Here is a 23,941-nt window from a genome sequence, read left to right as displayed (position 1 = left end):
TAAGTCCCGCGCAATTAGCCAAAGGTCTAGGCAGATCCCCCAATGAGAACCAAACATAGAGCACAAAGAGAGCTGGATCGCATAGATCGTCAGATCCTCCGCGAACTGCAGGCCGAAGGCCGCCTGGCCTTTACCGAACTGGGTGAGCGGGTCGGTCTGTCGACCACCCCGTGCACCGAACGGGTCCGTCGCCTCGAGCGGGAGGGGGTCATCATGGGCTACAGCGCCCGCCTCAACCCCGAACATCTGCAAGCCGGCCTGCTGGTGTTTGTGGAAATCAACCTGTCCTACAAATCCGGTGATATCTTCGAGGAATTTCGGCGCGCGGTACTCAAGCTACCCCACGTTCTGGAGTGCCACCTGGTATCCGGCGACTTCGACTACCTGATAAAGGCGCGGATCAACGAAATGGCGTCGTACCGCAAACTGCTCGGCGACATCCTGTTGAAATTGCCCCATGTACGCGAATCGAAAAGCTACATCGTCATGGAGGAAGTGAAGGAGTCGCTGGCACTGCCGATTCCCGAACAATGATGCTCATGCCCTTCCGTCCAGGAGCATGAGCATCATATAAAGGGTAGTTCAGCTTGAGGGAGATTGCTCGATGATGCCCAACTCCTTGAGCCCGGCCAGTTGCTCATCGCTCAGCCCCAACCGCTCGCGCAGTACCGCATCGGTGTCCTGCCCCAGCATCGGTGCCGGCCGGTGGTACTCCACTGGCGATGCCGACAGCTTGATCGGGCTGCCCACCATGCTGAAGGCCGGGTTCAACGGATGCGGCAGGTCGACCAGCATGTCGCGAGCCTGGACCTGCGGCTCCTCCAGGGCCTGGGCAATATTGTTGATGGCCCCTACCGGCACCTTCACCGCATGGATCGCCGCCACCCATTCATCAGCCGTGGCGGTGAGAAAATGCGCCGAGAGTATCTCCACCAGCTCCTCACGGTGACTGACCCGGTCGGCATTGCGCACGAAGCGCGGATCGGCGGATAACCCCGGCAGCCCGATCACCTGGCACAGCGCAACGAACTGGCTGTCGTTGCCACAGGCAATGATGAAGTCCCGGTCGGCGGCACGAAACACCTGGTACGGCACTATATTGGCATGGGCATTGCCAAAACGTCCTGGTACCTTGCCGGAAGCCAGGTAGTTCATGCTCTGGTTGGCCAGGGTCGCGACCTGCACATCCAGCAGCGCCATGTCGCAATGCTGCCCGTGCCCGGTCTTCTGCCGGTCGATCAGCGCTGCCTGGATGGCAATGGTCGCATACAGTCCGGTCATCAGGTCGGCAAAGGCCACCCCGGTCTTCTGCGGCCCGCCACCCGGCAGGTCATCCCGCTCGCCGGTGATGCTCATCAGGCCACCCATGCCCTGGATGATGAAATCATAGCCCGGTTCGGCAGCCCGCGGGCCGGTCTGGCCGAAGCCGGTAATGGAGCAGTACACCAGCCGCGGATTGAGCGTGGACAGGCTCTGGTAGTCCAACCCGTAACGGGCCAGCGAACCAGCCTTGTAGTTCTCGATCAGTACATCGCAGTCAGCCACCAGCGCGCGCACCAGCTCCTGTCCTTGCGGCGTGGCCAGGTCCACCGCCACCGAGTGCTTGCCCCGGTTGGCCGACTGGTAATAAGCCGCCTCGGCCGTCCACTGCCCTTGGCCATCCTTCATCCAGGGTGGCCCCCAGCCGCGGGTGTCATCACCGCTACCCGGGCGCTCGACCTTGATCACTTCCGCTCCCAGGTCCGCAAGAATCTGGCCGCACCAGGGCCCGGCCAGCACCCGACTCAGATCCAGCACGCGTATTCCCGTCAATGCACCCATCGATTGTTTCCCTTGCATGTGAAAGCTGCCCGGCAGGCGCTATACCCGCTCTTGCTGCAACATGGAGCTGCGTCTTGCCGGCCATCATAAGTATCCCTGGCAGCCGGGTAAAGCGCGGTTTAGGGCCCTCGGTGCAGCAGCTCTGACAATCACCGGACCGATCTACAGCAATCTCATGTTTCGCCAAGCGGTATTTCATTTTGATTTATTGATATTTTAGCTGCCCTGACGCTAACATGCGGGACATTTATCCATCACCCGTCCCGGGTGAACCTGTTCGTTACAGTTGGCCTGTTTGCCAGCCCAGGAGAAAACATGATTCGTGATTCGGAAACGCTGCAGATTCTGTTGGACTCGATCCGCCAGTTCGTCAATCAGGAACTGATTCCACGTGAGCATGAAGTCGCGGAAACGGACACTATTCCGGCCGATATCGTCGAACAGATGAAGGAAATGGGTCTGTTCGGCCTGACCATCCCAGAGCAGTTCGGCGGATTGGGCGTGACCATGGAGGAGGAAGTCAGCATCGCCTTCGAGCTGGGCCGCACCTCCCCCGCCTTCCGCTCCTATATCGGCACCAACAACGGCATCGGCTCCATCGGTATCCTGCTGGATGGCACTGACGAGCAGAAAGCCCACTACCTGCCGAAACTGGCTGCCGGCGAATATCTCAGCTCCTTCTGCCTGACCGAGCCGGACTCCGGCTCCGATGCTGCTTCCTTGAAAACCACCGCAGTGCGGGATGGCGACTTCTATGTGCTCAACGGCACCAAGCGCTTCATCACCAACGCTCCGCATGCCGGCATCTATACCGTCATGGCCCGCACCAATCCGGAAATAAAGGGGGCTGGTGGCATCAGCTCATTCATCGTCGAGCGCGGCACCCCCGGCCTGACCATCGGCAAGCCAGACCAGAAAATGGGCCAGAAAGGCGCACATACCGCGGATGTGATCTTCGACAACGTACGGGTGCCAGCAGCCAACCTGATCGGTGGCAAGGAAGGAGTCGGCTTCAAGACTGCCATGAAGGTGCTGGACAAAGGCCGCCTGCATATCGCTGCGCTTTCGGTTGGCGCCGCCGAACGCATGCTGGACGATTCGCTGCGCTATGCCATGGAGCGCAAGCAGTTCGGGCAGCGTATCGCTGATTTCCAGCTGATCCAGGCCATGCTGGCTGACAGCAAGGCGGAAATCTACGCCGCTCGCTGCATGGTGCTGGACGCCGCCCGCAAGCGCGACGAAGGGCTGAACATTGGCACCGAAGCCTCTTGCGCCAAGATGTTCGCCACCGAGATGTGCGGCCGGGTCGCCGACCGGGGCGTGCAGATCCATGGCGGTGCCGGCTACATCAGCGAATACGCCATCGAACGCTTCTACCGCGACGTGCGCCTGTTCCGCCTGTATGAAGGTACCACGCAGATCCAGCAGGTGATCATCGCCCGCAACATGATCCGCGAGGTCGAGGGCTGAGCCCCCGGGTTGTCCAGCGCCTGCTCGGCGACTTTCCCGCGCAGCTGGAGCAGGCGTAGCGCAGGCGCGCTACACCCCAAGCCCCGAACGCAGCGCCTGCCCTGGGTTGTCGAGCGCCTGCTCGACGACTGTTTCCCGCGCCGCCGAAGCAGACGTAGCACAGGCGCGCTACACCCCAAGCCCCGAACGGTACGCCTACCTCGGGTTGTCGAGCGCCTGCTCGACGACAAAGGGCCGCAAATGAAAAAGCCCCGCCAGATCGCTCTGACGGGGCTTTTCAGTCAGGACTCGGCTATCAGACCCGTTCGAAAACGGTAGTGATGCCCTGCCCCAGACCGATACACATGGTGGAAACACCAATGGTGCCGCCGTTCTGTTTCATCACGTTCAACAGCGTGCCGGAGATACGTGCACCGGAACAGCCGAACGGGTGACCCAGGGCAATAGCGCCGCCATGCAGGTTGACCTTCTGATCCATCTTGTCCAGCAGTTTCAGGTCCTTGAGCACCGGCAGAGCCTGTGCCGCAAAGGCTTCGTTCAGTTCGACATGGTCAACGTCATCCATGCTCAGACCGGCACGCTTGAGCGCCTTCTTGGTCGCCGGCACCGGACCGTAACCCATGATCGACGGATCACAACCGGCCACCGCCATGGAGCGGATCACGGCCAGCGGCTCCAGGCCCAGGGCCTTGGCGCGTTCCGCGGACATGACGATCATGCACGAGGCGCCATCGGTGATCTGCGAGGATGTACCGGCTGTCACGGTACCGCCCTTGGGGTTGAACGCCGGGCGCAGTGCGGCCAGGCTTTCCAGGGTGGTCTCCGGGCGGATGGTTTCATCCTCGGCGAACACGCGCAGGAAGCCGTTCTCGTCGTGGCCTTCCATCGGGATGATTTCATCCTTGAAGTTGCCCTCGACGGTCGCCTTGTGCGCCAACTGGTGCGAACGTACGCCGAACTGATCCTGCTGCTCACGGGTAATGCCGTGCATCTTGCCCAGCATTTCCGCGGTCAGGCCCATCATGCCGGCGGCCTTGGCCGCATACAGCGACAGCGCCGGGTTCGGGTCCACACCGTGCATCATGCTCACGTGGCCCATGTGCTCTACCCCACCGATCACGAACACATCACCGTTGCCGGTCATGATCGCTTGGGCGGCGGTATGCAGTGCGCTCATGGAAGAGCCGCACAGGCGGCTGACGGTCTGCGCAGCGCTGGTGTGCGGGATCGGCGTCATCAGGGAGGCCATGCGGGCGATGTTCCAGCCCTGCTCCAGGGTCTGGTTGACGCAGCCCCAGATAACATCTTCGACTTCCGCCGGATCGATTTTCGGGTTGCGCGCCAGCACGCCGGTAATCAGCTTGGCGGACAGGGTCTCGGCACGGACATTGCGGTACATGCCACCCTTGGATCGGCCCATCGGCGTGCGGCCGAAGTCGACAATAACAACGTCTCTCGGATTGAGGCTCATAAATTCACTCTCGCTCTGTACGTTCCGCGGTTAACCGAAGAATTTCTTGCCGTTGGCGGCCATTTCACGCAACTTCTCAGTCGGGTGATACATGGGGCCGAACTCAGCGTATTTGTCTGCAATGGCCACGAACTCGGCCACTCCGATGGTGTCGATGTAGCGCAGTGCGCCGCCCCGGAAGGGAGGGAAACCGATACCGTAGATCAGGCCCATGTCGGCGTCCGCGGCGGACTCGACGATGCCGTCTTCCAGGCAGCGGACGGTTTCCAGGCACAGCGGCACCATCATGATCTCGACGATTTCCTCATCGGTGAACTCGCGCTGCTCCTGCACCACTGGCTTGAGCAGCTCGTAGGCCTCGGCATCGACAACCTTCTTCGGTTTGCCCTTCTTGTCCACTTCATAGGCATAGAAGCCCTTGCCGGTCTTCTGGCCCAGGCGGTTGGCCTCGTACATGACATCGACGGCGGTCTTGGTCTTGTCGGCCATGCGGTCCGGATAACCTTCGGCCATGACATCACGACCATGGTGTCCGGTATCCATGCCGACCACGTCCATCAGATAGGCCGGCCCCATCGGCCAGCCGAATTTTTCCATCAGCTTGTCGACACGCTGGAAGTCCGCACCCATGCCGATCAGGCGGGCGAAACCACCGAAGTACGGGAACAGCACGCGGTTGACCAGAAAGCCCGGGCAGTCATTGACCACGATCGGCGTCTTGCCCATTTTCTTGGCGTAGGCCACGGTGGTAGCGATAGCTTTCTCGCTGGACTTCTCGCCACGGATCACTTCGACCAGCGGCATCATGTGCACCGGGTTGAAGAAGTGCATGCCGCAGAAGTTTTCCGGGCGCTTCAGCGCCTGGGCCAGGTAGCTGATGGAAATGGTCGAGGTGTTGGAAGCAATGATCGCGTCTTCCCGCACATGCTGTTCCACCTCGGCCAGTACCGCGTGCTTGACCTTGGGATTCTCGACCACGGCCTCGACCACGATGTCGACATTACCGAAGTCGCCATAGGACATGGTCGGGCGGATGGCATTCAGGGCAGCGGCCATCTGCGCCGGCTTCATGCGGCCTTTCTCGACACGCTTGCCGAGCAGCTTGGCTGCCTCGTCCAGCCCCAGCTGGATACCCTCTTCACGGATATCCTTCATCAGGATCGGGGTGCCCTTGGAGGCGGACTGGTAGGCAATGCCACCACCCATGATACCGGCGCCCAGCACCGCAGCCAGTTTCACTTCGCCGGCCTGCTTGTCGTACTTCTTGGCCTTGTGCTTGAGCGCCTGGTCGTTGAGGAACAGGCCCACCAGAGAGGCAGCGACACTGGTCTTGGCCAGCTTGGCAAAACCGGCAGCCTCGATTTCCAGAGACTTCTCACGACCATGGTTGGCCGCCTTCTGAATGGTCTTGATGGCTTCAACCGGAGCCGGGTAGTTCGGGCCCGCCTGACCAGCCACGAAACCCTTGGTGGTTTCGAACGCCATCATCTGCTCGATGGTGTTGAGCTTGATCTTCTCCAGCTTGGGCTGGCGCTTGGCGCGGAAGTCCAGCTCGCCGGCGATGGCACGGCGCACCATGTCCAGCGCAGCGTCGCGCAGCTTGTCATCGGCAACCACAGCATCCACTGCGCCAACCTTCAGGGCGTTGTCGGCACGCTGCTCGGCACCGCCGGCAATCCACTCAACGGCATTGTCCACACCGATCAGGCGCGGCAGGCGCACGGTGCCACCGAAACCGGGGTAGATGCCCAGTTTGGTTTCCGGCAGGCCGATCTTGGTGCCCTGGGCCATGACGCGGAAGTCGCAGGCCAGGCACATTTCCAGACCACCGCCCAGTGCCAGGCCATTGATCGCGGCAACCGTGGGCACATTCAGGTCTTCGAAGGCGTTGAAAATGCGGTTGGTTTCCAGATTGGCCGCAACCAGCTCTTCTTCGGACAGCTGGAAGGCGTGAACGAATTCGGTAATGTCGGCGCCGACGATGAATACATCCTTGCCGCTGGTGACGATGACGCCCTTGATGCTGCTGTCGGACTGGATCTTGTCAACGGCCGCCTTGAGTTCGGCGAGGGTGGCCTGATTGAACTTGTTGACCGACTCGCCCTGCAGATCGAATCTGAGTTCGGCGATACCGTCTTCAAGGGTTTGAACCGTGATGGCTTTACCTTCGTAAATCATCAACTGATCTCCACGCTGTGAAAGCACATGAGAAAACACTGTCCGGCCCATCGCCGGACGGTGTCATGATAGTTCCCGACTGCATTGGAATGCTGCCTTGCCCAGGCAAAATTCATACGCTCGTTTGATTCGGGTACGCACACCTTTATGGAAAACGCCGCCGTTGTCAATCTGCGGTGCGCAGATGGGGGCGAAAAAACGTGCCCGGGGATGATCGCGACACAATCCCTCTCAGCGGCCTGGCGGCGCTCCTTTCAACGGCTCGAGAGCGGCGACCAGTTGCTGCAGCACCGCCAGATCATCGGGCTCCCGCCAGTACACCACCACCGACAGGCTCTGCCGATCGATGCCCCGGACCTGCTCCGGCAGCCGTTGCAATACGTCATTGCAGTCAGGCGTGGCGGCCGAGCCGTTCAGCCAGTGCCAGCCATCCTCACCACGGCGACAACTGAACTCCCGCTCCAGCGGGCAGCGCTCCAGTGGCATGCGGTAGGCAATGCAACCGGCCAACTGGTTCACCTTATGCGCCTCACGCAGCCATTCCACGGCCAGGCCTTGCTCCCTGGCCCGCTCGCGCAAGCGCTGCAGATGGCGCTCCCGGCCTCGCGGCATGAGCTTGAAAAAATTGGACACCAGCACCGCTGCCACCAGGCCGACTATTACCCAGGTCAACATCTTGCAACCCCGTTTGGATGGAAAACCAGCTATTTGATCGGCCGCCAGCTATTCACTGTAGACCTGTTCTGAAAGACTGTTAGGGCCTATTATCACTTCATCGCCAGCCGCGTTGCGCGATGCTGCGTTGCTCGATGTTTATTTGGCCCACCAAACTACACATCTCGCGCCTTGCCTCGCGCAAAAACAGGCGCCGGCGCGGCTTGCGATGAAGCGACAATAGGCCCTAAGATCAGCGAAAAACAAGGAGAGAACCTGCATGCTCTATTCACATGTGCTGGTGGCGATAGATCTGATCGACGAGTGCCGCGCGGTTGCCGATCACGCCAGACAGCTGGCCCAGGCACTGGACGCCAAACTGACTATCGTCCACGTGGTCGAACCACTGGCGATGGCCTATGGCGGCGACGTCCCCATGGACCTGTCCATGCTGCAACAACAGCAGTTCGAACAGGCCCGCGAACGCATGCAGCTGTTTGCCGGTGATTATGGTTTGCCCGAACAGCAACTGCAGATCGCCTTTGGCCATCCGCGCCAGGAAATTCACCGGGTCGCCACCGAGTGTGGCTGCGACCTGATCGTGGTGGGCAGCCATGGCCGCCACGGCTTGGCACTGCTGCTTGGCTCCACCGCCAATGACGTGCTGCATGGCGCTCCCTGTGATGTCATCGCGGTACGCCTGAACAAGACCGGCACCACCAGTTGAACTGACGGCGGGCCCGATCTAGCCCGCCATCTCCTCCAGCTCGGCCCAGCGTTCCAGGGCCTGATCGAGTTCAGCTTGCTTGCTTTCCAGGGCCGCCAGGACCGGCGCGGTCTGGTCGTGGGGCTGCTGGTAGAACTGCGGATCACTGGCCTGCTGCTGCAGCGCCTGCAACTCGTTTTCCAACTGTTCCAGCAATGCCGGCAGCGCATCCAGCTCCCGCTGCAATTTGTAGCTCAGCTTGCTCTTCGTCGACGGCGCCTTGGCCGGTTTGACCGGCTCAGCCTCCGCTTGCGGCTCGACCGGCTTACTCTCGACATCATCGCCCCACTCCGCCAGTGACTCGATCCGTCCCCCCTGGCGCAGCCAGTCGGCATAGCCGCCGACATATTCGCGAACATTGCCCTGCCCCTCGAACACCAGAGAGCTGGTGACCACGTTGTCGAGGAATGCCCGGTCGTGACTGACCAGCAGCACGGTGCCATCGAATCCGTCCAGCACCTCCTCCAGCAACTCCAGGGTTTCCACATCGAGGTCGTTGGTCGGCTCATCCAGCACCAGCACGTTGGCCGGCTTGCTGAACAGCCGCGCCAGCAGCAGCCGCGCCCGCTCGCCCCCGGACAGCGCCTTGACCGGGGTACGGGACCGTTCCGGCGAGAACAGGAAATCTCCCAGGTAGCTGATCACGTGTCGCCGTTCGCCATTGATCTCGATGAAGTCGCGACCCTCGGACACGTTGTCGATCACGCTGCGCTCCAGGTCCAGCTGGCCACGCAACTGGTCGAAATAGGCCACTTCCAGCTTGGTGCCATGCTTGACGCTGCCACTGGTTGGCTGCAACTGGCCGAGCATCAGCTTGAGCAGCGTGCTCTTGCCTGAGCCATTGTTACCGATCAACCCGATACGGTCGCCACGCAGCACGAAGGTACTCAGATCACGCACCAGTGGCGGCTGTCCCGGCCAGGCGAAGCTGACATGCTCCAGTTCGATCACCCGCTTGCCGGAGGCGTCGGCGGTTTCCAGCTGGAAGCTGGCCTTGCCCTGACGCTCGAGGCGTCTGGCCCGCTCCTCACGCATCGCCTTGAGCGCCCGCACCCGTCCTTCGTTGCGGGTACGCCGCGCCTTGATGCCCTGGCGAATCCAGGCTTCTTCCTGGGCCAGCTTCTTGTCGAACAGTGCATTGGCCGTGGCTTCGGCCGCCAGTTGCTGCTCCTTGTGCTCCAGGAAACTGCGGTAATCACCCTGCCAGTCGATCAGTTGGCCACGGTCCAGTTCCAGGATACGCGTGGCCAGCGCCTGCAGGAATTGCCGGTCGTGGGTGATGAACAGCACCGCTCCACGAAATTCCAGCAGCGCCTGTTCGAGCCAGGCGATGGTATGGATATCCAGATGGTTGGTCGGCTCATCGAGCAGCAGGATATCCGGCTCGGCCACCAGCGCCTGGGCCAGCAACACTCGGCGACGCCAGCCGCCGGACAGCTCCGACATGCTCTTGTCCGCCGGCAGGCCGAGGCGTGTCAGGGTGGTTTCGACCAACTGGTTCAGACGCCAGCCATCCTTCGACTCCAACTGGTGCTGTACCTTTTCCAGCCGCGCCAGTTCGGCCTCGCCCATCTCGCCATGCACCAGGGCATGGTATTCCGCCAACAGCTCACCGACGCCCGCCAGACCGGCGGCGACCACGTCGTAGACCTTGGCCGCACCGGCCTCGGGCAGTTCCTGGGGCAGTTGACCGATCTTCAATCCAGGAGCGAACCACAGCTCGCCGTCATCGGCCGCCTGTTCGCCAGTCACCAGCCGGAACAGGCTGGACTTGCCGGCACCATTACGACCGATCAGACAGACACGCTCGCCACGATCGAGCTGAAAGCTGACCTTGTCGAGCAGCGGATTCAGCCCATAGGCCAGGGACACGTCGGTAAAGGAAAGCAGAGCCATATCACACCTTTTGCTGATTCAGGCCAGCATTCTACCTGCCGGCGCCGATAGCTGCATTGTTTAGAAAGAATCGTTTGGGAAGCATCGTGTAACGCCTCCGTCGTCAGTCACCGCTTTGAAGCTACGAGCCAAACAGCTAAGCTGAGCGCAATCGGAGCCGTCCTGCGGCAGCCCCTTGCAAACCAGCCTTATGCCCCTCAGGGCAGGATGATCGATGCCTCAGCAGTTGAAACGATACCTAGCCAGAATTACCGGTCTGCTGTGCGGCACCCTGCTGCTGGCCAGCCTGCCGGCACAGGCCGACCGCCTGAGTGAACAGCGCCGCCAGTACGACCAGGCCCAGAGTGCCCTGGCCCGCGGCGATCACGCCCGCTTCCAGTCGCTGAAGGCCGGCCTGAGTGACTACCCGCTGTATCCCTATCTGCAGCTCGAGTCCCTGCGCAAGCGCCTGGACCACGCACCGCACCAGGAGATAGAACAGTTTCTCACCACCCACGGTGATCTGCCCGCCGCCGCCGGCCTGAAGAGCAACTGGCTCAAGCGCCTGGTCAAGGAACAGGACTGGCCGCGCCTGCGCCGTCACGTCGATCAGGACAGCCTGACCGCGGAGCTGGAATGCCCGCTGGTGATGCAGATGTGGCATGAAGGCAAGAGCGAGCAGGCCATGCTGCGCGCCCGGGAACTATGGACCGTCGGCCAATCCCAACCCAATGTCTGCGACCCGCTGTTCCAACGCTGGATCGCCGCCGGCGGGTTGACCGAGGATGTTGCCTGGGAGCGCATCCGCCTGGCCCTGCTGCATCGCCAGGACGGGCTGGCCAAGTACCTGACACGCTACCTGCCCCGGCAGAGCACGCTGGCCGAACGCTTCGTTGCCACCGCCAGCAACCCCAAGCTGCTGAACCAGTTCAGTCAGTATCAGCCCAGCGCCGGCCAACCGATGGAGAAACTGGTCGACATCGTTACCGTTGCCCTGCGCCGCCTCGGCCGTGATGATGCGGAGGCCGCACTGGCACTCTGGCCGCATTATCAACAGCTACCCTTCACTGACGAACAGCGCCTGGCCCTGACCCGAGATATCGGCGTGCGCCTGGCGCGCCGGTACAAGCCCGAGGCGCTGGCATTCATGGCGGCCAACGACCCGCAGATGCAGGACGATACCGTCACCGAATGGCGCGCACGCCTGGCCCTGCGCACCGGTCACTGGCATAGCGTGCAGGATCTGACTCGCAGCATGCCGGCCAACCTGCAGCAGCACAGCCGCTGGCGCTACTGGCAACTACGCAGCAGTCAATTGGCCAATGCCGGCACCGGGGAGCTGACCAGCGAATATGCACAATTGGCCACCGAGCGCGACTTCTACGGTTTTCTCGCCGCCGAGCGCAGCCGCCAACCCTACGCCATCAATCACCAGCCGGTGCCGATCGATGCCCGCGCCGCAGCCCGGGTGATGGATACCGCCGGCATCATCCGCGCCCGGGAGTTCTTCGCCCGCGGCGACTATCTGGACGCCCGCCGCGAGTGGTATCACGCCGAACGACTGTTCAGCCGCGAAGAGTTGATTGCCCAGGCCAGTCTGGCTCGCCAGATGGACTGGTATTTTCCGGCCATTCGCGGCATCAGCAAGGCCCAGCACTGGGACGATCTGGATATCCGTTTCCCGCTGGCCTATCGCCAACCCATCGTCGAGCAGGCTCGACTGCGTCAGCTCAATTCGACCTGGGTCTACGCCATCACCCGTCAGGAAAGCGGCTTCATGACTGACGCCCGCTCCCACGCCGGTGCCATGGGCCTGATGCAATTGATGCCGGCAACTGCCCGGGAAACCGCTCGCCGCTACGACATTCCCCTGGGCAATACCAATGACGTGCTGCAGCCCGAGCGCAACATCGCCCTCGGTACCGCCTACCTTTCGCAGCTGTATGGCCAGTTTCAGGGTAATCGGGTACTGGCTTCAGCCGCCTACAATGCCGGCCCCGGCCGAGTGCGGCAGTGGACCCGGGACATGCCGGCGCTGCCCTCCGATATCTGGATCGAGACCATCCCCTTCGACGAGACACGCGCCTACGTCCAGGCGGTGCTCACCTACGGTGTGATCTATGGGGAGAAGCTCGGCATCAGCCAGCCGGTGATGGAGCAGCATGAGCGTTATATCGAGTAAATGAATTGCTACGTCGGCGCCCCGCCTCCTCACAATAACGGAGTAGCAGGGCTCGGCATCGACTACAATCACTGCCGTCATTGCGAGCCCCAGCGGGGCGTGGCAATCCATTGAGCAGCAGACTCCGGGTCAGTGATTGCCGCGTCGGCGTAAACGCCTCGTCGCAATGACAAGGCTGCTCATAATGGCGAGACTGCTCAGTAGTAGGCGTTTTCCGTCACCGAGTGGTCGGTCACATCACGCACGCCGTTGATTTCAGGAATCCGCGCAATCAGGGTTTTCTCCACCCCTTCCTTCAACGTGACATCGACCATGCCGCAGCCCTGGCAACCACCACCGAACTGCAGTACGGCAATGCCGCCATCAACGACGTCGATCAGCTTGATCTCGCCACCATGGCTGGCCAGACCGGGGTTGATCTCGGTCTGCAGCAGGTAGTTGATGCGGTCATTCAGCGGGCTGTCATCATTGACCATAGGCACCTTGGCGTTGGGCGCCTTGATGGTCAGTTGCCCACCCATGCGATCGGTGGCGTAGTCCACTACCGCTTCTTCCAGGAACGGCTCGCTGGTGGCATCGACCCAGACGCGGAATGGCTCCAGCGCGATCACCGTGTCCTCGGCCTTCTCCTCGCCAGGCTTGCAATAGGCGATGCAGGTTTCAGCGTAAGGAGTACCGGGCTGGGTAATGAACACACGGATACCGATACCGTCGGTGTCCTGTTTGGATAGCAACTCCGCCAGATAGCTCTGGGCAGCCTCGGTAAAGTGAATGCCTGCCATGAAATGCCTCGTGCTCGATGACTTGATGGGACATAGTGTACGGGATCTGCATCCGCGAATAAAGTCCCACCTTTTCACTCGGTTATTACTCCGCACACCTTTGTCATTCAGTGTTTCCCTGCCGTCTGGTAAGATGGACGGCTTTTCACCATGCATTTGCGGAGTATTCATGTCTGACCTGACCACCCGTTTGACCGCCCTGAATGAGGCTCTGCGCCAGCGCATCCTGATCCTCGACGGGGGCATGGGCACCATGATCCAGAGCTTCAAGCTCGAAGAGGCCGATTTCCGCGGCGAACGCTTCGCCGACTGGCCGCAGGACGTCAAGGGCAACAACGATCTGCTGATCCTCAGCCGCCCGGATGTGATCGCCGATATCGAGCGCGCCTATCTGGATGCCGGCGCGGACATCATCGAAACCAACACCTTCAACTCCACCCGCGTATCCCAGGCCGACTACGGCATGGAAGAGCTGGCCTACGAGCTGAACCTGGAGGGCGCCCGTATCGCCCGCCGCGTCTGCGACGAGAAAACCATCGAAACCCCGGACCGCCCGCGCTTCGTTGCCGGGGTGCTGGGGCCGACCAGCCGCACCTGCTCGCTGTCGCCGGACGTCAACAACCCCGGCTACCGCAATATCACCTTCGATGCCCTGGTGGACAACTACAGCGAGGCCACCCGTGGCCTGATCGAGGGCGGTGCCGATCTGATCATGATCGAGACCATTTTCGACACCCTCAACGCCAAGGCGGCGATCTTTGCCGTGCAGGGCATGTTCGAGGAACTCGGCGTCGAGTTGCCGATCATGATTTCCGGCACCATCACCGACGCTTCCGGCCGCACCCTGTCCGGGCAGACCACCGAAGCGTTCTGGAACTCGGTACGCCATGCCAAACCGATTTCCATTGGCCTGAACTGTGCGTTGGGCGCCAAGGAGCTGCGTCCCTATCTGGAGGAACTGTCGGCCAAGGCTGACACCCACGTGTCGGCGCACCCCAACGCCGGTCTGCCGAATGCCTTCGGTGAGTACGACGAGACCCCCGCGCAGACCGCCGAACTGGTCGGCGAATTCGCCGCATCCGGCTTCGTCAATATCGTCGGCGGCTGCTGCGGTACCACCCCGGAACATATCCGCGCCATCGCCGAGGCGGTGAGCCAGCACCCGCCCCGGCAGATTCCGGATATCCCCAAGGCCTGCCGCCTCTCGGGTCTGGAGCCCTTCACCATCGACCGCAGCTCGCTGTTCGTCAACGTCGGTGAGCGTACCAATATCACCGGCTCGGCCAAGTTCGCCCGGCTGATCCGCGAGGACAACTACACCGAGGCGCTGGAAGTGGCCCTGCAGCAGGTCGAGGCCGGCGCCCAGGTGATCGATATCAACATGGACGAGGGCATGCTCGATTCGAAGAAGGCCATGGTGACCTTCCTCAATCTGATTGCCGGTGAACCGGATATCTCCCGGGTGCCGATCATGCTCGACTCCTCCAAGTGGGAAGTGATCGAAGCTGGCCTCAAGTGCATCCAGGGCAAGGGCATCGTCAACTCCATCTCGATGAAGGAAGGAGTCGAACAGTTCAAGGAGCATGCACACCTGTGCAAACGCTACGGCGCGGCCGTGGTGGTCATGGCCTTCGACGAGGCCGGCCAGGCCGACACCGCCGCCCGCAAGCAGGAAATCTGCAAGCGCTCCTATGACATTCTGGTCAACGAGGTGGGCTTTCCACCGGAAGACATCATCTTCGACCCGAACATCTTCGCCGTGGCCACCGGTATCGAAGAGCACAACAACTATGCCGTGGACTTTATCGAGGCCTGTGCCTATATCCGTGATCACCTGCCCCATGCGCTGACGTCCGGCGGGGTATCCAACGTGTCCTTCTCGTTCCGCGGCAACAACCCGGTGCGCGAGGCGATCCATTCGGTATTTCTCTACTACGCCATCCAGAATGGTCTGAGCATGGGCATCGTCAACGCCGGTCAGCTGGAAATCTATGACCAGATCCCGGCAGACCTGCGCAACAAGGTCGAGGACGTCATCCTCAACCGCCACCCGGGCGCCACCGAAGCCCTGCTGAACATCGCCGAGGACTACCGTGGCGACGGCTCGGTCAAGGAAGTCGAGAACGAGGAGTGGCGCGCGCTGCCGGTGGAAAAACGCCTGGAACATGCGCTGGTCAAGGGCATCACCACCCATATCGTGGAAGACACCGAGGAGTGCCGACAGCAGGTAGCGCGGCCAATCGAGGTCATCGAAGGCCCACTGATGAGCGGCATGAACGTGGTCGGCGACCTGTTCGGCTCGGGCAAGATGTTCCTGCCGCAGGTGGTCAAGTCCGCCCGGGTGATGAAACAGGCCGTCGCCCACCTGATCCCCTTCATTGAAGAGGAAAAAGGCGACAAGCCCGAGGCCAAGGGCAAGATCCTGATGGCCACGGTCAAGGGCGATGTGCACGATATCGGCAAGAATATCGTGGCGGTGGTGCTCGGTTGCAACGGCTATGACATCGTCGACCTGGGCGTGATGGTGCCGGCGGACAAGATCCTCAAGACCGCCATCGAGGAAAAGTGCGACATCATCGGCCTGTCCGGCCTGATCACCCCGTCGCTGGACGAGATGGTCCATGTCGCCCGGGAAATGCAGCGCCAGGACTTCAAGCTGCCACTGATGATCGGCGGCGCGACCACTTCCAAGGCGCATACCGCCGTGAAGATCGACCCGCATTACAGCAACGATGCAGTGATTTATGTGACCGACGCTTCGCGTGCTGTGGGCGTGGCCACCACCCTGCTGTCGAAGGAACTCAAGCCGGATTACGCCAGCAAGATCCGCGACGAGTACGCGATGATCCGCGAGCGTACCGCCAACCGCGCCAAGCGTACCGAACGCCTGAGTTACCAGCAGGCCCTGGCCGCTGCTCCGCAGTTCGACTGGCAGGACTACACACCGGTCAAGCCCAGTTTCGTCGGCCGCAAGGTGCTGGAAGATATCGACCTCAAAGTGCTGGAAGACTATATCGACTGGACGCCGTTCTTCATCTCCTGGAACCTCGCAGGCAAGTATCCACGCATTCTCCAGGATGAGGTAGTCGGCGAAGCCGCAACCTCACTGTTCAACGATGCCCAGGTGTTGCTGCGCAAGCTGATCGATGAAAAGCTGATCCGCGCCAAGGCGGTATTCGGCTTCTGGCCGGCCAACCAGGTCGATCATGACGACATCCAGCTGTATGACGAGCAGGGCCAGCCACACTGCCGCCTGCATCACCTGCGCCAGCAGACGATCAAGACCGATGGCAAGCCGAACTTCGCCCTGGCCGACTTCGTCGCGCCCGCCGACAGCGGTCTTACCGACTATGTCGGTGGCTTCATCACCACCGCCGGCATCGGCGCCGAGGAAGTGGCCAAGGCCTACCAGGACGCCGGTGACGACTACAACTCGATCATGGTCAAGGCCCTGGCTGACCGGTTGGCCGAGGCCTGCGCCGAGTGGTTGCACCAGCAGGTGCGCAAGGAGTACTGGGGTTACGATCCGGACGAGAGTTTGAGCAATGACGATCTGATTCGCGAACAGTACAAGGGCATCCGCCCTGCCCCCGGTTATCCGGCCTGCCCGGACCATACCGAGAAAGGCACCCTGTTCCAGTTGCTCGACCCGCAGGGCGATTGCGGCGTCACCCTGACCGAGCACTACGCGATGTTCCCCACGGCAGCGGTCAGTGGCTGGTACTTCGCCCACCCCAAGGCGCAGTACTTCGCAGTGGGCAAGATCGACAAGGATCAGGTCGAGAGCTACAGCCGGCGCAAGGGCCAGGATATCGAGCTCAGCGAACGCTGGCTGATGCCGAACCTCGGCTACGACGTCTGATAGCGCACAGTGACGCTGCTTCCGTCCCGCGAGCGCTTCAGGAGTATCATCCTGCTGGGCTTGCCGATCATGGGCGGCATGCTCAGCCAGAGCCTGCTGAACCTGGTCGACGCCGCCATGGTCGGCTCGTTGGGCGAGGCGGCGCTGGCAGGCGTCGGCCTGGGCGGTTACGCCAACTTCATGGCCATTGCCCTGGTAATGGGTCTCGGTGTCGGCGTACAGGCGATGGTGGCCCGCCGCCGCGGTGAAGGCCGCAACGAGCAGGCCGCAGCGCCCCTCAACCATGGATTGCTGATCGCTACGCTGGTCGCCTTGCCGCTGATGCTGCTGTGCTGGTTCAATGCCGAGAACATCATCGCCCTGCTCTCCAATGATCCCGAGGTCACGGCCATTGGCAGCGAGTATTTCCGCTGGCGAACACTGGCGATCATCGCCGTGGGCTGTAATTTCGCCTACCGTGGCTACTGGAACGGCATACGGCAATCCGGACTGTATCTGCAGATCCTGGTCGCCATGCATGTATTCAATGTGCTCATCAGCTACGGACTGATCTTCGGTCACTTCGGCCTGCCGGAAATGGGCGCTGCCGGTTCCGGACTCGGTACCAGCATCGCCATGTTCCTCGGCAGCGGCATGTACTTTGCGCTGACCTGGCGCCAGGCTCGGCAGCACGGCTTCATGCGCAGTCTGCCGAGCCTTTCCGATGTCCGTTCGATGCTGCGGCTATCATTGCCCAACTCTCTGCAACAGCTGTTCTTCGCCACCGGCGTCACCGCCCTGTTCTGGATCATCGGTCAGATCGGCACCGCCGAACTGGCCATCGCCCACGTGCTGATCAACCTCGCGCTGCTGCTGATCCTGCCCGGCGTGGGCCTGGGCATGGCGGCGACCACTCTGGTCAGCCATAGCCTCGGCGAGGAACAGCCACAGGAAGCCTACCGCTGGGGCTGGGACGTGGTGCGGGTGGCGGCAATAGTCCTGTTCGTCATGGGACTGCCCTTCTGGCTGGCTCCGCAACTGGTGCTGCAACTGTTCACCCAGGATCCGCAACTGCTGGCGCTGGGTGAATGGCCGCTACGCATCACCGGCCTGGGCATGACCCTGGATGCGACCGCCCTGGTGCTGACCCAGGCACTGCTGGGAGCCGGTGCCAGCCGTACGGTGATGACGGTGAACCTGGGTAGCCAATGGCTGATCTTTCTGCCCTGCGCCTATCTGGTCGGGCCGGTGCTCGGTGGCGGACTACTCGCCGTGTGGCTGCTGCAGAGCCTGTACCGGGTCATGGCATCTGTTATCTTTGCCATAATGTGGAGACGCAAGCACTGGGCTGAAATCCGAATCTGAGGGCTAGCCGGTAATGACAGACGACAACAAGAATCACAAGAATCACGAGGATCAACCCACCCCCCGATCAGGCATGCGATTGCGGGATATGATCAGCACCGTTCTGTTCGGCGCTCTGGGAGTTCAGAGCAACAAGGCCAGGGAGCGGGACTTCACCCATGGCAAGCCAAGCCACTTCATTCTGTTCGGGCTTGGCTTCATGCTGGTGTTCATCCTCGGCATCCTCGGCATTGTCAAGCTGGTGCTGCACCTCGCGGGAAGCTAGAATAGTTGGTCCAGGTCAGGCCAGTCCTAGTGCTGGCTGACCCAGAACACAGCAGTCGCCACCGCGATGAGAATCAGCGCGACGGCAGCAAAGGCATCCAGCCCACTATTGTGGTCGCCACCGGTGTGCATGTCATTGTCGTTCATGATGCGATTCCTCTTGTTCTTGGAATGGGAATGTACTGTCGCTACAGTTAAGACCAGTCCCGCCGGATGTACAAGCAGCATCATCTGAACCTAGATATTCGACATAAGCATATATACAAACATTCCTTTTAAGCATAAAAAAAAACTGATATCGTCTCGGCGCTTCCTGAGCCCTGCCGGGTTGAACCTCCGTTAGCCAAGGGCGTGAACGCCCAACAACAGGTTGTCAGAATGTATATTTACGACGAGTATGACCAACGTATCGTAGAGGACCGCGCCAAGCAGTTCCGCGATCAGGTACGCCGCTATCTGGCTGGCGAACTATCCGAAACGGAATTTCTGCCGCTGCGCCTGCAGAATGGCCTGTATGTCCAGCGCTACGCGCCGATGCTGCGTATCGCGGTACCCTATGGCGTCCTCTCATCCGAACGCCTGCGTAAATTGGCTTACATCACCCGCCGCTACGACAAGGGTTATGCACACATCACCACACGCCAGAATATCCAGTTGAACTGGCCCGAACTGGAAGACGTGCCGGACATTCTGCAAGAACTGGCATCGGTGCAGATGCATGCCATCCAAACCAGTGGCAACTGTATTCGCAACACCACCACCGACCAATTCGCTGGTGTGGCTGCCGATGAGCTGATCGACCCACGCCCCTGGTGCGAGATCGTCCGCCAATGGTCGACCTTCCACCCCGAATTCGCCTTCCTGCCGCGCAAGTTCAAGATCGCCATCAATGGTGCCGAGCAGGACCGCGCCGCCATCAGCGTGCATGATATCGGCCTGAATGCCGTGCGTAACGCAGCCGGCGAGCTGGGCTTTCAGGTACTGGTCGGCGGCGGCCTCGGCCGCACGCCCATGGTCGGTGCGGAAATCCGCGCCTTCCTGCCCTGGCAGCACCTGTTGACCTACCTGGAAGCCATCCTGCGCGTATACAACCGCTACGGTCGTCGGGACAACAAGTTCAAGGCGCGCATCAAGATTCTGGTCAAGGCCTTGACTCCTGCGGTCTTCGCCGAGAAGGTCGAAGCCGAGTGGGAGAACTTCAAGGACAGCGGCGTCACCCTGACCGACGCTGAACTGCAGCGCGTCAGCAAATACTTCGTTACTCCGGAGCTGGAAAGCTTCGCTGGTGATGATGCCAGCTACCTGGACAAGCGTGGCAGCGACAGGGGCTTTGACAACTGGGCCAGCCGCAACGTGCAGGCACACCGCGCCCCCGGCTACGCCGCGGTGACCCTGTCGCTGAAACCGACCTCGGTATCCCCTGGCGACATTACCGCCGAGCAGCTGGATGCCGCTGCAGATCTGGCGGATAAATACAGCCTCGGTGAAATCCGCTCCACCCACTATCAGAACCTGGTGCTGCCCTACGTACGTCAGCAGGATCTGTACGAACTGTGGAGCCAGTGCCGTGAACTGGGCTTCGCCACACCGAATATCGGCCTGCTGACCGATATCATCTGTTGCCCCGGCGGTGACTTCTGCTCGCTGGCCAACGCCAAGTCGATCCCGATCGCCGAGTCCATCCAACGCCAGTTCGATGATCTGGATTACCTGTATGACATCGGTGACCTGGAACTGAACATCTCCGGTTGCATGAACGCCTGCGGCCATCACCACGTCGGCCATATCGGCATCCTCGGTGTCGACAAGAAAGGTCAGGAGTTCTACCAGGTATCGCTGGGCGGCAAGTCCGGCCGCGACGCCGCCATCGGCCAGATCCTCGGGCCGTCCTTCGCTGCCGACCAGATGCCGACGGTGGTGCAGAAACTGATCGACGTCTATGTGGAAAACCGCACCCCGGAAGAGCGCCTCATCGATACTTTCGAGCGTATTGGCATGGCCCCGTTTAAGGAGCGAGTGTATGCAGCAAATCATTAAGGGTAATCAGGTCATCGAGGACACCTGGCAACTGCTGCCCAAGGACGCCGGCACCGAGGACCTGACCAACTCAGGTAACCTCATCGTGCCCTTGGCGCTCTGGCTCGAACACGCCCATGCGCTCCGGGCCCGCGATGGCGGACTGGGTGTTTGGCTGGATTCCGATGAGGAAGCCGAGAGCATCGCCGATGACCTGCAGCACTTCCAGGTCATCGCGCTGAACTTCCCGGTATTCAGCGATGGACGCAATTACTCCAATGCCCGCCTGCTGCGTGATCGCTATGGCTACCGTGGAGAATTGCGTGCGATCGGCGACGTGCTGCGCGATCAGTTGTTCTTCATGCGCCGCTGCGGCTTCGATGCCTATGCCCTGCGTGAGGACCACGATCCACATGCGGCCCTGGCCAGCCTGCAGGATTTCTCGGAGGTCTATCAGGCCGCCACCGACGAACCGCTGCCGCTGTTCCGTCGCCGCTGATCCGCTCTACCCAGGTCAGTCGGACGGGTCGATGCCCGTCCGGCTTGCACCGCCCCGCTCCCCGCCACGACACTCAACCGTCAGCGCACCTTGCGGAAAGTCAGATTGATTCGCCGCTCGCCGAGCAGCGGATGCGCCATTCCCTTGAGCGGCAGCACGCCATGATAGCGCAGCCGGTCTTCTCCGCCCCACACTGCCACGTCCCCATGGTATAGCTGCACCCTGGCGGTTCTTTCCTCCCGCCGATGTCCGCCGAACAGGAAGGTCGCGGTCATACCCAGCGACACGGAGACAATGGGCGCGGAAAAATCCCGTTCATCCTTATCCTGATGCAGCGACAACCGCGAGCCTGGCAGATAGCGATTGATCAGACAGGCATCCGGCTGGAAGGCTGCAAAACCCGCCGCTGCCGCGGCGGTCTCCGCCAGCCTGGAGAATACGCCGGGCATGGCAGGCCATGGAGCACCACTGTGCGGATCGATACTGCTGTAGCGATAACCCTGAAGATCGGAAACCCAACCCACTTCACCACAGTTGGTCATGGCCACCGACATCCGGTAGCCACCACGCGTCTGCATCTTACGAAACGGTGACTGCGCCTCGATGGCGCTCAGCGCCGCCAACAGCTCATCCTGATACGGCATGGCAAAACCACACAGGATGAACGCCTGGGCGCCCAGCGGCAGCCGTTGTCCCGGCACTTGAAACAGATCGAGAGTGCTCATGCCGGCGGCAACCGTCTCAACCGAGGTTGACCACCGTACGGCCAACCATGCCACCACCGAGAATGGTACTGATCTGCTCCGGCAACTGCTCCAACGTGACCTCATGCTCCAACTGTTGCAGGTCGGTCTTCCATTGCAGGGACAGACGGTCCCACATCGACGCCTTGGCCACCAGCGGCTGCTCCACTGAGTCCACCCCCAGCAGATTGACGTTGCGCAGGATGAAGGGGAATACGCTGGCCTGGAACTGGACACCGGCAGTCAGGCCGCAGCAGGCCACGCTGGCGTCATAACGTAGCGACTTGATCACATTGAACAGGATATCGCCGCCGACCGTATCCACGGCACCAGCCCAGCGTTCGGCCAGCAACATCTTGTCGGTGCCAGCCTGCAACTCGCTGCGCTCCAGGACCTGGGCGGCGCCGAGCCGGCGGAGAAAATCGGCCTGCTCGGCCTTGCCGGTCACCGCCACCACTTCATGTCCGAGCCCGGCCAGCATAGCCACGGCAATACTGCCCACACCGCCGGTGGCGCCAGTGACCAGCACCGGACCAGCGCCGGGAGTAAGCCCGGAACGTTCCAGCTTGTCGATGCACAGCGCGGCGGTCAGCCCGGCGGTGCCCAGCACCATGCTGTCGCGCAGGGTCAGGCCGGAGGGCCGCTTCAACACCCAGGCCGCTGGCACGCGGATGTACTGGCCAAACCCGCCCGGGGTATTCATGCCCAGGTCATAGCCAGTGACGATGACCTCGTCACCGGCTGCCAACTCCGATACCGAGCTGGCTTCGACTACACCAGCGGCATCGATGCCCGGTGTATGCGGATAGTTGCGGGTAACGCCGCGGTTGCCACTGGCGGACAGGGCATCCTTGTAATTGAGCGATGACCATTGCACGCGGATCAGTACTTCGCCGGCCGGCAAGTCATCCACCTGCCGGGCAACCACCCGGGGGACGAACCGCCCCTGTTCTTCACTGACCAGCAACGCCTTGAACTCGGACATGACAGACTCCTACCAGAAACGTTGATTGTAGAAACGCGAGACCCAGGTCAGCAGCAGACGGTCCAGGGCGGCGGACACGCTGGAACTCAGACGATCCTGCAGCCGCTTGGGACGAGCGAAATGCACCTCGAACACATCGGCCTGGCGAATACGCTGGCTGACATACTCGTCACTGGTTTTCAGTTCATCCGCCAGAGCGCGCTCCAGAGCCTCGCTACCGAACCAGACCTCCCCTGTGGCCACCGCATCGATATCCAGTACCGGACGATAACGGGTCACGAACTGCTTGAACAGACGATGGATGTTTTCCAGGTCTTCCTGGAATTTCTCCCGATCCTTGTCGGTGTTCTCACCGAAAAGGGTCAAGGTGCGCTTGTACTCCCCCGCGGTCAGCATCTCGTAGTCGATCTCGTGCTTCTTCAGTACCCGGTGAAAGTTGGGCAACTGCGCCACCACGCCAATCGATCCCAGCATGGCAAAGGGCGCCACCAGGATACGATCTGCAATGCAGGCCATCATGTAGCCACCGCTGGCCGCCACCTTGTCGACACACACGGTCAGCGGTATCCCTGCCTCACGCACCCGGGTCAACTGCGCCGCAGCCAGGCCGTAGGCATGCACCATGCCGCCACCGCTTTCCAGCTTGACGATGACCTCGTCCCGCGGGGTAGCCAGCTCCAGCACCGCGGTCACCTCATGACGCAGGTTCTCCAGGGCACTGGCCTTGATATCGCCATGAAAGTTCAGCACGAAGACCTTGTCCCGGTCGGCATTGCCCCTGCTGCGCGCCTTGGCCTCCTGCTTGCGGGTCTTGTGCAAGGCCTTGAGTGCCGGCTTGTCCAGCACCGCCTGGCCGAGCCGCTCGGTCATCCGCGCCAGTTGATCATTCAGCCGGGTCACCTGCAACGCGCCTTCGCCCTTACGCTGCCGCCCCTTGAGCGAGGCCACCATCAGCAAGACGATAAATATCACCACCAGGGTCGTCAGCGCCTTCGCGGCAAACATTCCATACTCAGCAAGCCAATCCAC

At 61.4% G+C, this 23,941-nt stretch carries 18 protein-coding genes; 9 read left to right on the top strand and 9 right to left on the bottom strand.

From position 1 onward, the window contains the following. Positions 1-42: 42 nt before the first annotated feature. Positions 43-534: an Lrp/AsnC ligand binding domain-containing protein gene (locus CQ007_RS10035; protein ID WP_105645686.1), complete on the top strand. Its 492-nt coding sequence runs from the start codon at positions 43-45 to the stop codon at positions 532-534. Positions 535-582: 48 nt separating this feature from the next. Here CQ007_RS10035 and CQ007_RS10030 read toward each other — a convergent pair whose 3' ends face one another. Next, positions 583-1,821, bottom strand: coding sequence for a CaiB/BaiF CoA-transferase family protein (locus tag CQ007_RS10030; protein ID WP_105645685.1), 1,239 nt, complete (start codon positions 1,819-1,821; stop codon positions 583-585). A 315-nt stretch (positions 1,822-2,136) separates the two neighbouring features. Here CQ007_RS10030 and CQ007_RS10025 point away from each other — a divergent pair, with 315 nt between their 5' ends. After that, complete coding sequence (locus CQ007_RS10025; RefSeq protein WP_105645684.1) at positions 2,137-3,291, top strand: acyl-CoA dehydrogenase family protein; 1,155 nt, start codon at positions 2,137-2,139, stop codon at positions 3,289-3,291. 295 nt (positions 3,292-3,586) lie between these two features. Here CQ007_RS10025 and fadA read toward each other — a convergent pair whose 3' ends face one another. From fadA to CQ007_RS10010, 3 genes are all read right to left on the bottom strand, one after another. Beyond that, positions 3,587-4,762, bottom strand: coding sequence for an acetyl-CoA C-acyltransferase FadA (gene fadA / locus CQ007_RS10020; protein WP_105645683.1), 1,176 nt, complete (start codon positions 4,760-4,762; stop codon positions 3,587-3,589). A 30-nt stretch (positions 4,763-4,792) separates the two neighbouring features. Next, positions 4,793-6,940 carry a fatty acid oxidation complex subunit alpha FadB gene (fadB, locus tag CQ007_RS10015; RefSeq protein ID WP_105645682.1) on the bottom strand — a complete coding sequence of 716 codons (2,148 nt, stop codon included), beginning with the start codon at positions 6,938-6,940 and terminating at the stop codon, positions 4,793-4,795. A gap of 231 nt (positions 6,941-7,171) precedes the next feature. After that, the gene (locus CQ007_RS10010) at positions 7,172-7,615 is read right to left on the bottom strand and encodes a hypothetical protein (protein ID WP_105645681.1); all 444 of its coding nucleotides are present in this window, start codon (positions 7,613-7,615) and stop codon (positions 7,172-7,174) included. A 259-nt stretch (positions 7,616-7,874) separates the two neighbouring features. Between CQ007_RS10010 and CQ007_RS10005 the strand changes: the two genes are divergently transcribed. Further along, positions 7,875-8,321: a universal stress protein gene (locus tag CQ007_RS10005; protein ID WP_105645680.1), complete on the top strand. Its 447-nt coding sequence runs from the start codon at positions 7,875-7,877 to the stop codon at positions 8,319-8,321. A gap of 18 nt (positions 8,322-8,339) precedes the next feature. Here the strand turns inward: CQ007_RS10005 and CQ007_RS10000 are convergent, their stop codons facing one another. Continuing rightward, positions 8,340-10,256, bottom strand: coding sequence for an ATP-binding cassette domain-containing protein (locus tag CQ007_RS10000; protein ID WP_105645679.1), 1,917 nt, complete (start codon positions 10,254-10,256; stop codon positions 8,340-8,342). A gap of 214 nt (positions 10,257-10,470) precedes the next feature. Here CQ007_RS10000 and CQ007_RS09995 point away from each other — a divergent pair, with 214 nt between their 5' ends. Then, a complete protein-coding gene (locus CQ007_RS09995; protein WP_105645678.1) occupies positions 10,471-12,417 on the top strand; it encodes a transglycosylase SLT domain-containing protein in 1,947 nt (648 codons plus the stop codon). Positions 12,418-12,614: 197 nt separating this feature from the next. On the opposite strand, the gene nfuA is transcribed toward CQ007_RS09995, so the two are convergent. After that, positions 12,615-13,199, bottom strand: coding sequence for a Fe-S biogenesis protein NfuA (nfuA, locus tag CQ007_RS09990; RefSeq protein WP_105645677.1), 585 nt, complete (start codon positions 13,197-13,199; stop codon positions 12,615-12,617). 169 nt (positions 13,200-13,368) lie between these two features. Here nfuA and metH point away from each other — a divergent pair, with 169 nt between their 5' ends. The 5 genes from metH (at position 13,369) to CQ007_RS09965 (ending at position 21,184) form a co-directional block, all read left to right on the top strand. Continuing rightward, positions 13,369-17,061: a methionine synthase gene (gene metH, locus CQ007_RS09985; protein ID WP_105645676.1), complete on the top strand. Its 3,693-nt coding sequence runs from the start codon at positions 13,369-13,371 to the stop codon at positions 17,059-17,061. A 9-nt stretch (positions 17,062-17,070) separates the two neighbouring features. Further along, complete coding sequence (locus tag CQ007_RS09980; RefSeq protein ID WP_256582260.1) at positions 17,071-18,405, top strand: MATE family efflux transporter; 1,335 nt, start codon at positions 17,071-17,073, stop codon at positions 18,403-18,405. Between the two features lie 73 nt (positions 18,406-18,478). Continuing rightward, positions 18,479-18,670 (top strand): DUF2970 domain-containing protein, encoded by a 192-nt coding sequence (locus CQ007_RS09975; protein ID WP_105645674.1) that lies wholly within the window; start codon positions 18,479-18,481, stop codon positions 18,668-18,670. Positions 18,671-19,047: 377 nt separating this feature from the next. Continuing rightward, positions 19,048-20,706: a nitrite/sulfite reductase gene (locus CQ007_RS09970; RefSeq protein ID WP_105645673.1), complete on the top strand. Its 1,659-nt coding sequence runs from the start codon at positions 19,048-19,050 to the stop codon at positions 20,704-20,706. Next, positions 20,690-21,184, top strand: a complete 495-nt coding sequence (locus tag CQ007_RS09965; protein ID WP_105645672.1) for a DUF934 domain-containing protein — start codon at positions 20,690-20,692, stop codon at positions 21,182-21,184. Before CQ007_RS09970 ends, CQ007_RS09965 begins: the two co-directional genes overlap by 17 nt. Positions 21,185-21,264: 80 nt before the next feature. On the opposite strand, the gene alkB is transcribed toward CQ007_RS09965, so the two are convergent. The 3 genes from alkB to sohB are packed head-to-tail and all read right to left on the bottom strand — an operon-like array spanning position 21,265 to position 23,941. Beyond that, entirely contained in the window at positions 21,265-21,909 is a 645-nt protein-coding gene (gene alkB, locus CQ007_RS09960; protein ID WP_105645671.1) for a DNA oxidative demethylase AlkB, read from the bottom strand. A 16-nt stretch (positions 21,910-21,925) separates the two neighbouring features. Beyond that, positions 21,926-22,912, bottom strand: coding sequence for a YhdH/YhfP family quinone oxidoreductase (locus tag CQ007_RS09955; protein ID WP_105645670.1), 987 nt, complete (start codon positions 22,910-22,912; stop codon positions 21,926-21,928). A gap of 9 nt (positions 22,913-22,921) precedes the next feature. After that, positions 22,922-23,941: a protease SohB gene (sohB, locus tag CQ007_RS09950; protein ID WP_105645669.1), complete on the bottom strand. Its 1,020-nt coding sequence runs from the start codon at positions 23,939-23,941 to the stop codon at positions 22,922-22,924.

The organism is Pseudomonas sp. MYb185 (genome assembly GCF_002979975.1).
Taxonomy (GTDB): Bacteria; Pseudomonadota; Gammaproteobacteria; order Pseudomonadales; family Pseudomonadaceae; genus Halopseudomonas.
The sequence above is the reverse complement of the archived record's forward strand: the minus strand, read 5'-3'. Positions and strand labels throughout refer to the sequence as shown.

Bases quoted from the DNA above. Each gene is read 5' to 3' on its own strand.
- CQ007_RS10035 (WP_105645686.1), top strand. From the start codon at position 43: ATGAGAACCAAACATAGAGCACAAAGAGAGCTGGATCGCATAGATCGT.
- CQ007_RS10030 (WP_105645685.1), bottom strand. From the start codon at position 1,821: ATGGGTGCATTGACGGGAATACGCGTGCTGGATCTGAGTCGGGTGCTG.
- CQ007_RS10025 (WP_105645684.1), top strand. From the start codon at position 2,137: ATGATTCGTGATTCGGAAACGCTGCAGATTCTGTTGGACTCGATCCGC.
- fadA (WP_105645683.1), bottom strand. From the start codon at position 4,762: ATGAGCCTCAATCCGAGAGACGTTGTTATTGTCGACTTCGGCCGCACG.
- fadB (WP_105645682.1), bottom strand. From the start codon at position 6,940: ATGATTTACGAAGGTAAAGCCATCACGGTTCAAACCCTTGAAGACGGT.
- CQ007_RS10010 (WP_105645681.1), bottom strand. From the start codon at position 7,615: ATGTTGACCTGGGTAATAGTCGGCCTGGTGGCAGCGGTGCTGGTGTCC.
- CQ007_RS10005 (WP_105645680.1), top strand. From the start codon at position 7,875: ATGCTCTATTCACATGTGCTGGTGGCGATAGATCTGATCGACGAGTGC.
- CQ007_RS10000 (WP_105645679.1), bottom strand. From the start codon at position 10,256: ATGGCTCTGCTTTCCTTTACCGACGTGTCCCTGGCCTATGGGCTGAAT.
- CQ007_RS09995 (WP_105645678.1), top strand. From the start codon at position 10,471: ATGCCTCAGCAGTTGAAACGATACCTAGCCAGAATTACCGGTCTGCTG.
- nfuA (WP_105645677.1), bottom strand. From the start codon at position 13,199: ATGGCAGGCATTCACTTTACCGAGGCTGCCCAGAGCTATCTGGCGGAG.
- metH (WP_105645676.1), top strand. From the start codon at position 13,369: ATGTCTGACCTGACCACCCGTTTGACCGCCCTGAATGAGGCTCTGCGC.
- CQ007_RS09975 (WP_105645674.1), top strand. From the start codon at position 18,479: ATGCGATTGCGGGATATGATCAGCACCGTTCTGTTCGGCGCTCTGGGA.
- CQ007_RS09970 (WP_105645673.1), top strand. From the start codon at position 19,048: ATGTATATTTACGACGAGTATGACCAACGTATCGTAGAGGACCGCGCC.
- CQ007_RS09965 (WP_105645672.1), top strand. From the start codon at position 20,690: ATGCAGCAAATCATTAAGGGTAATCAGGTCATCGAGGACACCTGGCAA.
- alkB (WP_105645671.1), bottom strand. From the start codon at position 21,909: ATGAGCACTCTCGATCTGTTTCAAGTGCCGGGACAACGGCTGCCGCTG.
- CQ007_RS09955 (WP_105645670.1), bottom strand. From the start codon at position 22,912: ATGTCCGAGTTCAAGGCGTTGCTGGTCAGTGAAGAACAGGGGCGGTTC.